The sequence below is a fragment of the Arboricoccus pini genome, from assembly GCF_900187945.1.
GTDB lineage: Bacteria > Pseudomonadota > Alphaproteobacteria > Geminicoccales > Geminicoccaceae > Arboricoccus > Arboricoccus pini.
Window position 1 is genome coordinate 47,481 of the sequence record NZ_FYEH01000018.1, and the last position, 12,131, is coordinate 59,611.

The following is a 12,131-nucleotide window of genomic DNA, read 5'->3' on the forward strand; positions in this document are numbered from 1 at the left end:
TTTGGGTAGCGGAGCCTCGCCGCAAGCTGTCGGTTGAAGGCAGGAGGCCGCTTGGCGGCTCGCCCTGACGCCCTGGCTGGACCGGGGGGTGTACGATCTTCAGCCTGGAGCTATTTGATGAATGCCTTCTCCGGTCCGCGCGACGCCTGGCAGCCGAGCATGCCCTTTGGCGCCCAGCCTCAGCCGGATGGCAGCGTCCGTTTCGGTCTTTGGGCCCCCGATATCGATGACGTGGCGCTGGCCATCGGCGATGAGCGGCTGCCCATGCGCAGGGAAGCGAATGGTTGGTTCACGCTCGTGCGGCTGAATACAGCGCCCGGTACTGCCTACCGCTTCGCCCTGCCAAACGGCATGCTTGTGCCGGATCCGGCTTCGCAGGCGCAGCTTGGTGGTCCAGAGGGCCCATCGCTCGTCGTCGACCAGACGCGGTATCGCTGGCACCAGACCGATTGGCGCGGGCGGCCCTTCGAGGAGGCCGTGATCTTGGAATTGCACGCCGGCGCCTTCGCGGCACCGGGCGGCTTCCAGGCCGTGGCCGAGCGGCTGGACGGGCTGGCCGAGCTTGGCATCACCGCCATCGAGCTGATGCCGATTGCCGATTTCGTCGGCGCGCGCGGCTGGGGCTATGACGGGGTGCTGCCCTACGCGCCCGCTTCGATCTATGGATCGCCGGATGCGCTGAAGGCTCTGGTCGATGCCGCACATGCGCGTGGCATCATGGTCTTCTTGGACGTGGTCTATAATCATTTCGGCCCGGCCGGAAACTTTCTGCCGGCCTATGCCGGCTCGTTCTTCACCAAGGACAAGCCCACCCCCTGGGGGGCCGCCATCGATTTCAGCCGTCCGGAGGTCCGGGCCTTCTTTCGCGACAATGCGATCTATTGGCTGGAGGTTTTCAGGCTGGATGGCCTGCGCTTTGATGCCGTGCACGCCATCTTGGATGACAGCAACGAGCATTTCCTGACCGAGGTAGGACGTACCATCCGCGCGCGGTTCCCGGATCGCCATATCCATCTCATTCTCGAGAATGAGCGGAACGAGGCACAGCGCCTCCTGGGCGATCCATCAGGGGATGCCCTCTACGATGCCCAGTGGGCCGACGACATCCATAATGCCAGCCACGTGCTGATGACCAAGGAGACGGACGGCTATTACGAGGATTACGAGGACGACCCGGCAGCCAAGCTGGCGCGCGGTCTGACGCAGGGCTTCGTCTTTCAGGGCGACCATAGCCGGCACAAGAAGGCCAGGCGGGGCCAACCAAGTGCCCATCTCTCGCCGCGCAACTTCGTGTTTTTCCTGCAAAACCACGATCAGATTGGTAACCGGGCGATGGGGGACCGGCTGACCGCCAGCGTCGAGCCCCGAATCCTCGAGGTGATGACGGCCCTCCTCCTCCTCTCACCGACGATTCCGATGCTCTTCATGGGCGAGGAATGGGGGGCTGAGGAGCCGTTTCCCTTCTTTTGCGACTTCAAGGGCGAACTGGCCGATGCGGTCCGCAAAGGTCGGGCCAGGGAGTTCGCGCGTTTTAAGTCCTGGGCTGGCGATGCGCTGCCCGATGCGCTGGCGAGGGAGACGTTCGAGCGAGCGATCTTGAAGCATCCCGAGGCGCCTAATGGCCGCACAAGGTTGGTGGGCCACCTTCTGGGACTCCGGCAGCGTCACGTCGTGCCGTTCTTGAAGGCGATGCCACGATACCAGGAGCAAGGCGGCACGGCCCGCGTCGACGGCTGCCTGCTCGACCTCGCCTGGCAGGATGGCCAGGGACGCAAGCTGCGGATCGTGGCGCATCTGAGCGATGATCGCGCGCCGGTCCTGGCCCATCCCCTGAAATCGTCGTTCTATGAAAGCCAGCCGGAAATGGCGGCAGCCCTGCAGGCCGGGATCAGAGGCTGGTCGCTGGCAGCTGCCATCGAAGAGGCAAGCTGATGCCGGTCGTATCGCCCCTCCGCGCCACGGCAAGGCTGCAGTTCCATAAGGACTTCACGCTGGACGATGCCATTCCGGTCGTGGCCTACTTGGCCGATCTCGGCATCAGCCATGTCTATGCCTCGCCGCTCTTGCACGCGCGACGTGGCTCGACGCATGGCTACGACGTCGTCGACTATGGCGAGATCGATCCCGAGCTCGGCGGCGAGGCCGCCTTCGAGCGGTTCTCGGCCGCGCTTGCGGCACGCGGCCTCGGGCTGATCATGGATTTCGTCCCCAACCATATGGGCGTGGGCCCCGAGAACGCGTGGTGGATGGATGTCCTGGCGTATGGCCGGGACAGCCGCCATGCGAGCTTTTTCGACATTGACTGGGAAAGCCGGACATCGCCCGGTCGGCTCTTTCTCCCGATCCTCGGCAAGCCCTATCCGGAGGCGCTCTTGGACGGCGATATCGGTCTCCTGCTCGAGGAGGGGCGCCTCGTTATCGACTGCCATGGCCAGCATCTGCCGGCCTCGATCGCCAGCATTGCCCTCCTTCTCGATCGGGCGGCGCTTGGAGCCACGGGCGAAACGGCGCGCAAGCTCGAGGCGCTGGCCGGCCGGTTCGACGCCCTGGCGGACCCCCGGGAGGATTCTGCCCTGCATCGGGCCTTTGCCCAGCTTCTGAGCGACGACGAGGCGGCGAGGCGGTCCCTGGAGGCCGTCGCGGGCGCGGTGGCACCAGGGCAAAAGCGGGGTGCTGAGCAGGCGGAGGCGCTCGATGCCTATCTCGAGCTGCAGCATTATCGGCTGGCCTTTTGGCGCGGCGCTCCCTTCGAGATCAATTATCGCCGCTTCTTCGAGATCAACGAGTTGGCGGCGATCCGAATCGAGGAGAAGGAGGTCTTCGACGCGGCCCATCGCTGGGTTCTAGAACAGGTGCGCCAGGGGCGATTGCAGGGCCTCAGGCTCGACCACATCGATGGCCTCCTTGACCCCTTGGGCTATCTGCGACGGTTGCGTCAGGCGCTCGAGGAGGCTGGCGCCGGGCCGGACTTTGCCGTCCTCGTCGAGAAGATCCTGGCACCCGGGGAGGACCTGCCGGCCGACTGGCCGGTCGAGGGGACGACCGGCTATGAGACGATGGATGCGATCCAGTCCGTGCTCGTCGACCATGGCGGCAAGGAGGCGGTGATCGGCGCCTACGAGGCCTTTACCGGCGAGACGCGCGATATCGAGACGGCCATCTTCGATGCGCGCAAGGAGATCCTGGAGGGCTCGTTCGCCGGCAGCGTCGAGGAACTGGTCCAGCAACTAGCCGATCTCAGCCGTCAGTACTGGCGCTATGCCGATCTCACCCATGCGGCCATCAGTACGGCGCTGATCGGCCTCGTCCAGGCCTTTGGCGTTTATCGAACCTATGTGGCGCCGGATGGCAGCGGTCCGAGGGAGGGCCTGGACGCCGCCCTTGAGGCGGCCGCCACGCGCCTTGAAGGCGAGGATCGCCGGGCGCTGGATTTCCTGGGCGCCGTCTTTGGCGGTGGTTTCGAGGTCGGGCGCAAGAGCCCGTCGCGTGGCGGCGACGCGCTTACGCGCGCTGCGAGGCAGGCCTCTCAGCGCTTCCAGCATCTGACCAGTCCCGTGGCCGCCAAGGCCGTCGAGGATACAGCCTTCTATCGGGTCTTCCCGCTCTCGTCCCTGAACGAGGTCGGCGGCTCGCCGGAGCGCTTCGGCATAACGCCCGAGACCTTCCACGCTTTCGCCCTGCGACAGCAGGCCAGGCACCCCTTGGGCCTTGTCGCCCTGGCGACGCACGACCATAAGCGCGGCCCGGATCTTCGGGCACGGCTCTCCCTGCTGGCTGAACTCGCGGCGGAATGGGGCGATCTCCTGCCGCGCCTGGGCGATGCCGCCGCCGCATGGCGGTACGAAGTCGGCGCGACTCAGGCGCCATCGGCCGCGCATGAATATCTGGCCTACCAAACCCTCCTGGGCATGCGCCCCCTGGAAGCAGGCGGGCCGCCGCTGGACGAACGGCTTGGCGCCTATCTCCTCAAGGCCGCGCGTGAGGGGAAGGAGCGGACGAGTTGGACCAAGCCGGACGAGGCCTACGAGGCGGCGCTGGAGCAGTTCGCCAAGGGCATCGCCACAGCACCGGTAACGAGCGCCTTTGCAGCCGAGATCGAGGCGGTGATCGAGCCCCTGGAGCGTGGGGGCGCCATCAAGTCACTGGCCCAGGTAGCGATCCAGCTGACCATGCCCGGCGTGCCGGATCTCTATCAGGGTGCCGATCGCTGGGATTTCAGCCTCGTCGATCCAGATAATCGCCGGCCGGTCGACTGGGAGAGCCGTGCCGCGGCGCTTGCCACCTTCGAGGCGGCCTCATTGGACGAGTTGCAGGCCAATTGGCGGGACGGGCGGATCAAGCAATGGCTGATCTGGCGGCTTTTGCAGATCCGCCGCGCCGCGCCGACCCTGTTCAAGGAGGGGGCCTACGAGCCGCTCGTGGTGACGTTTCCGCAAGATCGTCCGGATGGCACGCTGCTGGCGTTCGCCCGTTCCGACGGGCAACGCCGCCTCTGCACGATCGTGCCTCGCTTCATCAAGGGCCATCTGCAGGCGGAAGGTGGCCTTGGTCTCGTGGGCTTCGATGGTGCCGTCCTCGACCTTCCATCCAGCAGCCGCGCCACCGATCTTCTCACCGGCCAGGCTCATGAGGGGGAGGTACTCGAGCTTGCCCCCCTCCTCACGGCCTTCCCTTTGGTGCTCCTCATGATCGAACCCGCAGGCTAGGCTCAGCCGTGCTCGGGCATGCCCGGCATGGGGCCGGGGCCCGGGCCGGGGCCGTGCTCCCCGCCGGGGCTGCTGACGAAGAAGGCGGCGCGCAGCGTGTCTTTCTGCTCGGGGCTCAGGCTGGCCTCCAGGGGCTTGAGTGCTTCGGCGAGCTTCGCCTGCGCCGCGGCTCTGGCCGCCATGTGCTGGCTTCTATCGGCGAGCATCGTCGACAGCTCGGGGTGCTCGCCGTTCTTGAACGCAGGCCGTTCGGGCCTCATGGGTTCGCTTCGCAGGAGGTCTGCCACTTTTTGCCAGTAGGGCTGCTGTTCGGGGGTGAGTGCCAGGCTCTTCTCAATGAAGGCGATGCGGCCCTCGCGCAGATGCTCCATCACGGCCGGGGACGGTCCGTGCATGGGTGGGGCACCCGGTGCTTCCTGGGCCAAAGCTGGCAAGGTGGCGCCGCCCAGGGCCAGGGCCAAGGCGGGGACGGCCAGGAGTTTCGTGCTGATCTTCATTGTCGTCATTCCTTTCGCGTCGTCGATGATCTTGCAACGCGAGGGGCCTTGCCGTTCCGTCGGCTTTTCACGTTGCCGATCCATGACATCGAGGAAAGGTTCGGGTGGCTGGCCGAACCGCCGGACCCGGGATCCGGCTCTGGACAGGCGGGGGGGGCTGGTCCAAGGGTCGATGCGGCGTGACGGCGTGCTGGAGAGCCTCGATTGACGAACGTTCCGAACATCCTGATCCTGATGGCCGACCAGATGACGCCCTCCGCTTTGCCGTTCCACGGCAACAGGGCCGTCAAGGCGCCGGTGATGGCAAAGCTTGCGGCGGCGGGCGTCGTCTTCGAGAGTGCTTATTGCAATAGCCCCCTCTGCGCACCCTCACGTGCCATCTTGATGAGCGGACGGCTGCCCTCGAAGACGGGGGCCTTCGACAATGCCGCGGCCTTTCCAACCGAGACGCCGACATTCGCCCATTATCTGCGTGCGGCCGGCTATCGGACCATCCTGACCGGCAAGATGCATTTTTGCGGTACCGACCAGTTGCACGGGTTCGAGGAGCGACTGACCACCGACATCTACCCGGCCGACTATGGCTGGACGCCCGACTGGGCGCAGCCGGACGTCAGGCAGGAATGGTATCACAATATGGGCTCCGTCCTCGAGGCGGGCGTGGCCGTGCGCACCAATCAGCTAGACTTCGATGAGGAAGTGGTCTTCACGGCTGAGCGCAAGCTCTATGACCTGGCGCGGGACAAGGACCGCCGGCCCTTCTGCATGACGGTCTCGCTCACTCATCCGCACGATCCCTTCGCCATTCCTGAGCGCTACTGGAACCTCTACGAGGAGAGCGTCATCGAGCCGCCGCGCATCCCAGCGCCGAGCGAACCGGACCCGCATATGCGCCGGCTGCGCTTCGTCTCGGATATGGACGATCCGCGCGTCACCTTCGAGCATGTCCTCCGGGCAAGGCGCGCCTATCTGGGGGCCATTTCCTATGTGGACGAGCAGTTCGGCCGGGTGCTGGATGCCCTGGAGCGGACGGGCTTTTCCCAGGACACGATCGTCGTCCTTCTCTCCGATCACGGCGAAATGCTGGGCGAGCACGGGCTCTGGTACAAGATGAGCTTCCTCGAGGGATCGGCGCGCATCCCGCTCGTCATCAAGGCCCCGGGCCTGGAACCGCGCCGCGTCAAGGCGGCCGTCTCTGCCATCGATCTGTTGCCGACCCTGGCCGAGATCGCCGGCGTGCGCGCCTTCTCGACGCCGCTCGAGGGCCAGAGCCTAGTGCCGCATCTGCACGGCCGGCCGGGACCCGACCTCGTACTGGGCGAGTATCTGGCCGAGGGCGTCGTGGCTCCCATGGTCATGATCCGGCGTGGCGGGTTCAAGTTCATCCATTGCCCGGGCGATCCGGACCAGCTGTTCGCCCTCGATGCCGATCCGGACGAGACGTCGAACCTCGCGGACGATCAAGCCTTCGCCGACGTCTTGCGGGGCTTTAAGGACGAGGTGGCGCGGCGATGGGACCTGGAGGCGCTTGATCGGCAGGTCCGCGAGAGCCAACAGCGCCGGCTTTTCGTCGATCGAGCCTTGGCGGTAGGCACGCGGACGGGCTGGGACTGGGAGCCGCCGCGCGATGCCACCATGTCCTATATCCGCAGCCACATGGACCTGGACGATCTGGAGGCCCGCGCCCGCTTTCCGCGCATCAGGCCTTGAAGCTGTATGAGGCTCAGTCGGCTGCCGCTGCATCACCCGGCGGCAGCATCGTCGTGACATACGCGCGGATGATCCCGCGCACGTCATCGGCCTGCAGGCCGGCATCCAGGTGGGCCGCCCGCAGCCAGAGGCCGTCGATCAATGCTGCCAGCGTCGTTGCCATCAGCCGCGCCTGCTTGGGGCTCACGATCTGGCGGAGCGGATGCAGGAGGTTGGAGAGTGTACGACCGGTATAGACGTCGCGCAGTCTGGCCAGTTCGGCTTCGTGCGAGGATTGCGCCCAGAACGCCAGCCAGGCGCTGACAACCTCCGGCTGGAACTGTGAATCGTCGAAATTCGCGTCGAGGACCGCCAGGAGCCGCGCGCGTGGTGTGCGGTGGTGCGCCAGCCTTGCCACCAGATCGCGGTTGAGCTGGATCAGGAGCCAGCGCATGGTGGTCGCCAGGAGGTCGTTCTTGCCGCGGAAATAATGGTGGACGATGCCGGTCGAGACGCCCGCTTCCGCAGCGATGCGCTGGACCGTCGTCTCGCCCAGGCCGTGGCGGTGAATGGCCCGAATCGTAGCATCCATCAATTGCTGGCGGCGGACCGGCTGCATGCCGACCTTTGGCATCACGAACGCTCCAGGTTCAACGCCGCCTCGTCGACGGCCCGACCGATTTTTATTGGACGGTCAATCAAGATTAAGTTACAGCCAAGCCGGGTCCCCGAAGAGGGGCTAAGCTCGGACCGGCTGATACTCCAACGAGAAGGTCTCTTGATCAATGGCGACGTCGATCCTTGTTCCGCCTTGTCCGACCCTACGGCGACATCGTTTCAAGGCGGCGCTGTCCGCCGCCATCCTCGCCACCACGCTGGCCCTGACATCCGCTGCCAAGGCGGCCGAGCCAGCCAAATGCCAGGTCGTGCGCCTCTCCGATGTCGGCTGGTCGGACATCACGACGACCACCGCCTTGGCCTCGGTCATTCTCGACGGGCTCGGCTACAAGCCCAAGGTCGACGTTCTGGCGGTACCGGTCACCTTCAAGAGCATGGCCTCGGACGATATCGATGTCTTCCTGGGCAACTGGATGCCCTCCATGGAGAACGACATCGCCCCCTATCGCAAGGACGGCAGCGTCGAGACGCTGCGCGCCAATCTCGAAGGTGCGAAATATACGCTGGCGGTGCCGACCTATCTGGCCCAGCAAGGCCTGACCGACTTCTCCAAGATCAAGGACTTCAAGAGCCAGCTCGGCGGCAAGATCTATGGCATCGAGCCCGGCAATGACGGCAACCGGCTCGTCCAGGGCATGATCGATGCGGACAAATTCGGCCTGAAGGGATTCGAGCTGGTCGAATCCTCCGAGCAAGGCATGCTGGCCCAGGTGGCGCGCGCAGTCCCTGGCAAGCAGCCGATCGTCTTCCTGGGCTGGGAGCCGCATCCCATGAACACCAAGTTCGAGCTCACCTATCTGACCGGCGGCGACGATGTCTTCGGTCCGAATTTCGGCGGTGCCACGGTCTATACGACGACCCGCAAGGGCTATGTGGGCGAGTGTCCGAACGCCGGTCAGTTCTTCAAGAATCTAAGCTTCACGCTCAAGCTCGAGAACGAGGCGATGGGACTTATCCTCGATGACGGCCTGGAGCCCGAGGCAGCCGCCAAGAAATATCTGAAGGCGCACCCGGAGCTCCTGGATACCTGGCTCGCCAATGTCTCCACCTTCAAGGGTGAGCCCGGCCTGCCGGCCGTCAAGCACGAGCTCGGGCTCTAGCCTGCTCATGGATTGGTTCACCGACCACAAGCTGCCGATCGGCCGCTGGATCGCCTATCTGGTCGACCTGCTGAATACCCATGCCGCCGGCTTCTTTCGCTTCGTCTCCGAGACGCTGGGCGGCGCCATCGACTGGCTGAGCGATCTCCTTTTGGCGATCAATCCCTTTCTCTTGATCGTCATCCTGGCGGCCATCACCTATGCGGCGAGGCGACGCCTGAGCGTGGCAATCGGCACCGTGCTGGGCCTCCTTTTGATCCTCAATCTCGGTTACTGGGAGGCCACGGTCCAGACGCTGACAATGGTCATCGTCGCCACGGTCGTCTGTCTCCTGATCGGCGTGCCGATCGGCATCGCCGCCTCGCGCCGCCGCTGGGTCTATCCAACGATCCAGCCGGTCCTCGACCTGATGCAGACGATCCCGACCTTCGTCTATCTGATTCCGACCCTCATCCTCTTCGGCCTGGGGGTGGTGCCGGGCCTGATCTCGACCGTGATCTTTGCCCTGCCGGCACCCATCCGCCTCACCTATCTGGGGCTGAAGGGCGTGCCGCACGAGCTCAAGGAGGCGGGCGAGGCCTTCGGTGCCACGCGCAGCCAGTTGCTCTGGCGAGTCGAACTGCCGGCCGCCATGCCCTCGATCATGGCGGGCCTGACGCAGTGCATCATGTTGTCGCTCTCGATGGTCGTCATCGCCGCCCTGGTCGGCGCCGACGGCCTGGGTAAGCCCGTCGTGCGTGCCCTCAACACCGTCAACATCGCCATGGGATTCGAGGCGGGCCTGGCGATCGTCATCCTGGCGATCATCCTGGATCGCACCCTCAAGCTGGCCGAGCCCAAGGGGCGCTAGGCAGGGCCGCCACCCAAGGCACCCTAGCCTCTAGCGGTTCTTGCCGGCTACCGCGTGTTGCGCTGCCTGAGCCGGAGAAAGGACCGGGCGGTCAGGCGCGGTCCTTGCGACGGCGGATCTCGGCGAACACCTCGACGTCGTTCGCCTTCTCCATGCCGAGCTGGCGGCGGATGGATGGATCATTGGGACGCAGGAAGGGGTTCGTCGCGAGCTCGTCCGCGATGGTCGAGGGGATCGTCGGCTTCTCGTCCCGCCTAAGTTCGTCGATCTGGGCCGCCCTCGCTCTGAGCGCGGCGTTATTGCCGTCGATGCTCAAGGCGAAGCGGGCATTGGCTTGCGTATATTCGTGACCGCAATAGAGGCGGGTCGCGGGCGGCAGGGCCGCCAGCTTTTGCAGCGATCCCCACATCGTCGGGGCATCGCCCTCGAAAAGGCGGCCGCAGCCCAGCGCAAAAAGCGTGTCGCCGGAGAACAGCACCCCCGCACCCTCGAACCAGTACGCGATGTGGCCGGCCGTGTGGCCTGGTGTCTCGATTACGCGGGCGGTCTCGCTGCCGAGCTGCAGTGTGTCGCCTTCGACCAACGGGCGATCGATTCCCGGGATGGAATCGGCCTCGCGGGCGGGTCCCAGCACCTTGGCACCTGTCGCTGCCTTGACGGCAAGATTGCCGGCGACATGGTCGCCGTGGCGATGGGTGTTGAGGATCAGGTTTATCCGCCAGCCTGTGCGCTTGAGGTGCGCCAACACAGGCGGACCGTCGCCCGGATCGACGATGGCGCGCGATCCGCTTTCGGGCTCGTGCAGCAAGTACACGTAATTGTCATCGAGGATCGGCAGCATCTCGATCTCGAGCACGGGTAGGGCTCCCTTCTTCAACAAGGTCCGCGTTTCACCAAAGCTGTCAGGAGGCCGACCGTTCCCCCCGCCAGTCCGTCGGCCGGCACGAAACTGCGCCGGGCCCAATCATCTTTTCCCTACTAGGGAAATAGCCTATCAATCGCCAGGTAAAAGGGACCGTTGACCGGCGGTGGCGATCCGCGCAAGCATTTGCAGGCTTGGATTGCCTTGCCTCGCGTGACGTCGAGCGCATCGCCAGGTCGGGAGGAGGAAGACGCTAATGCCGACGAGCTTCGACACCGACGGCGTGGTGGAAGAGGAACCGTTCGGAAAGGAGCGGGGGCCAGCCCCCGGCCGGCGTCCGGCGCGGATCGCTGTCATAGGTGGCGGCTTCAGCGGCGTTCTCACCGCAATCCATCTGCTCTGGCGCTGCCAGCCGGGCGAGCGGATCTACCTGATCGAAAAGAATGGTCGCCTTGGCCAGGGCTTGGCCTTCGGCACGCGCCACCCCCAGCATGTCTTGAACGTGCGCGCGGAGAATATGAGCGCCTTCGCGGACGAGCCCGCCCATTTCGCCCGCTGGCTGGCCAGGCAGGAAGGCGACGAGGCGGTGGGCGTCGTTTCGCCCGCCGGCATCTTCGCGCGGCGTGAGCTCTATGGCCGCTACATTCAGGGCCTCCTGGCCGATGCCATCGTCCGCCAAGGAGGGGCCGCTAATTTCTACCTGATCGACGACGAGGCGGTGGGCCTGCGCGCCGAGGACGGCGGATGGTCGCTGGAGACCGGCTGCGGACGCAGTTACGAGATGGATGCCGTCGTGCTGGCGATCGGCAATTTTCCGCCCGACAGCCAAAATCGGCCCGGCTACATGGCCGATCCCTGGGGGAGGGAGACGCTGGCCGGCATCGGTGCCGACGAGCCCATCCTTCTTCTAGGCACCGGATTGACGATGGTGGACCTTTGCCTGGCGCTGCGCGCGGAAGGCTATCGCGGGCAGATAACGGCGATCTCGCGTAACGGCCGCCTGCCGCACGCGCACGCACCCTCCGCGGCCTGGCAGGGGCTGAAGCTCGAGGCCGGCGATCGGGGCTCACTCACCCGCCTTGTCCGAGCCATCCGTCGCAACGTGCGAATGGCGGAGGCAGAGGGTGTCGGCTGGCGGGGCGTGATGGACGCGCTGCGGCCCCATATCGCCACCCTCTGGCAGGAAATGACCGAGGTCGACCGCCGGCGATTTCTGCGCCATGTCCGCTCGATCTGGGACATTCACCGCCACCGCATGGCGCCGTCGCACGCGGCAGCCCTGCAATCGGAAATCGACCAGGGAACCCTCCGCGTGCTGGCCGGGCGCGTGCGCGGTATCGAGGCCGAGGCGGATGGGGCGGGAGCACGCGTCAGCTACGCGCCAAAGGGCATGCAGACCCCGGTTCAGGCCTCCTTTGCCCGCGTCATCAATTGCGCGGGCCTGGGAACAGACGTCAATCGCCTTCGTTCGCCGCTCATCAAATCGCTGCTCTCGCAGGGCTTTGCCACCTCCGACCCCCTGCGCCTCGGGCTTGCGACCAGCGCTGCCGGTGCTCTGATCGACAAAGAGGGTCGTCTCCAGCGACGCCTCTACGCCGTGGGTCCGATCACGCGCGGCACCTTTTGGGAGATCACCTCGGTGCCCGATATCCGCGCCCAGGCCGAGCAGGTGGCCCTGACGGCCCTTACCGCCGCGCGCCAGGTGAAAGGCTGACCTGCAGTCGTTGCGGCCATATGTTCATTGACTTG

General features: G+C 65.6%; 9 protein-coding genes. 6 read left to right on the plus strand and 3 right to left on the minus strand.

Annotated elements, in window-relative coordinates; genetic code table 11:
- The first annotated feature begins 117 nt into the window (after positions 1–117).
- Positions 118–1,932, plus strand: a complete 1,815-nt coding sequence (gene treZ, locus CFB17_RS17505; RefSeq protein ID WP_243389934.1) for a malto-oligosyltrehalose trehalohydrolase — start codon at positions 118–120, stop codon at positions 1,930–1,932.
- Positions 1,932–4,706: a malto-oligosyltrehalose synthase gene (gene treY / locus CFB17_RS17510; RefSeq protein WP_088562865.1), complete on the plus strand. Its 2,775-nt coding sequence runs from the start codon at positions 1,932–1,934 to the stop codon at positions 4,704–4,706. The genes treZ and treY overlap by 1 nt, the downstream gene beginning before the upstream one ends.
- Before the next feature lie 2 nt (positions 4,707–4,708).
- On the opposite strand, the gene CFB17_RS17515 is transcribed toward treY, so the two are convergent.
- A complete protein-coding gene (locus CFB17_RS17515) occupies positions 4,709–5,203 on the minus strand; it encodes a Spy/CpxP family protein refolding chaperone (RefSeq protein WP_165769691.1) in 495 nt (164 codons plus the stop codon).
- A 204-nt stretch (positions 5,204–5,407) separates the two neighbouring features.
- On the opposite strand from CFB17_RS17515, the gene betC reads away from it, so the two are divergent.
- The gene (betC, locus tag CFB17_RS17520) at positions 5,408–6,913 is read left to right on the plus strand and encodes a choline-sulfatase (RefSeq protein ID WP_088562867.1); all 1,506 of its coding nucleotides are present in this window, start codon (positions 5,408–5,410) and stop codon (positions 6,911–6,913) included.
- 13 nt (positions 6,914–6,926) lie between these two features.
- Here the strand turns inward: betC and betI are convergent, their stop codons facing one another.
- Entirely contained in the window at positions 6,927–7,526 is a 600-nt protein-coding gene (betI, locus tag CFB17_RS17525; RefSeq protein ID WP_088562868.1) for a transcriptional regulator BetI, read from the minus strand.
- Between the two features lie 151 nt (positions 7,527–7,677).
- Between betI and CFB17_RS17530 the strand changes: the two genes are divergently transcribed.
- Together CFB17_RS17530 and choW are read left to right on the plus strand one after the other, a co-directional pair.
- Positions 7,678–8,670: a choline ABC transporter substrate-binding protein gene (locus CFB17_RS17530; RefSeq protein WP_088562869.1), complete on the plus strand. Its 993-nt coding sequence runs from the start codon at positions 7,678–7,680 to the stop codon at positions 8,668–8,670.
- A gap of 7 nt (positions 8,671–8,677) precedes the next feature.
- Entirely contained in the window at positions 8,678–9,520 is an 843-nt protein-coding gene (gene choW, locus CFB17_RS17535; RefSeq protein WP_088562870.1) for a choline ABC transporter permease subunit, read from the plus strand.
- Between the two features lie 91 nt (positions 9,521–9,611).
- On the opposite strand, the gene gloB is transcribed toward choW, so the two are convergent.
- Positions 9,612–10,361 carry a hydroxyacylglutathione hydrolase gene (gene gloB / locus CFB17_RS17540; RefSeq protein ID WP_207762172.1) on the minus strand — a complete coding sequence of 250 codons (750 nt, stop codon included), beginning with the start codon at positions 10,359–10,361 and terminating at the stop codon, positions 9,612–9,614.
- A gap of 277 nt (positions 10,362–10,638) precedes the next feature.
- Between gloB and CFB17_RS17545 the strand changes: the two genes are divergently transcribed.
- Positions 10,639–12,096, plus strand: coding sequence for an FAD/NAD(P)-binding protein (locus CFB17_RS17545; protein ID WP_088562872.1), 1,458 nt, complete (start codon positions 10,639–10,641; stop codon positions 12,094–12,096).
- Positions 12,097–12,131 lie beyond the last annotated feature (35 nt).

What these genes read in the sequence shown, in the direction of transcription:
- CFB17_RS17515 (WP_165769691.1), bottom strand. Translation starts at nt 5,203, where the DNA reads ATGAAGATCAGCACGAAACTCCTGGCCGTCCCCGCCTTGGCCCTGGCC.
- gloB (WP_207762172.1), bottom strand. Translation starts at nt 10,361, where the DNA reads ATGCTGCCGATCCTCGATGACAATTACGTGTACTTGCTGCACGAGCCC.
- CFB17_RS17545 (WP_088562872.1), top strand. Translation starts at nt 10,639, where the DNA reads ATGCCGACGAGCTTCGACACCGACGGCGTGGTGGAAGAGGAACCGTTC.
- treZ (WP_243389934.1), top strand. Translation starts at nt 118, where the DNA reads ATGAATGCCTTCTCCGGTCCGCGCGACGCCTGGCAGCCGAGCATGCCC.
- choW (WP_088562870.1), top strand. Translation starts at nt 8,678, where the DNA reads ATGGATTGGTTCACCGACCACAAGCTGCCGATCGGCCGCTGGATCGCC.
- treY (WP_088562865.1), top strand. Translation starts at nt 1,932, where the DNA reads ATGCCGGTCGTATCGCCCCTCCGCGCCACGGCAAGGCTGCAGTTCCAT.
- betI (WP_088562868.1), bottom strand. Translation starts at nt 7,526, where the DNA reads ATGCCAAAGGTCGGCATGCAGCCGGTCCGCCGCCAGCAATTGATGGAT.
- CFB17_RS17530 (WP_088562869.1), top strand. Translation starts at nt 7,678, where the DNA reads ATGGCGACGTCGATCCTTGTTCCGCCTTGTCCGACCCTACGGCGACAT.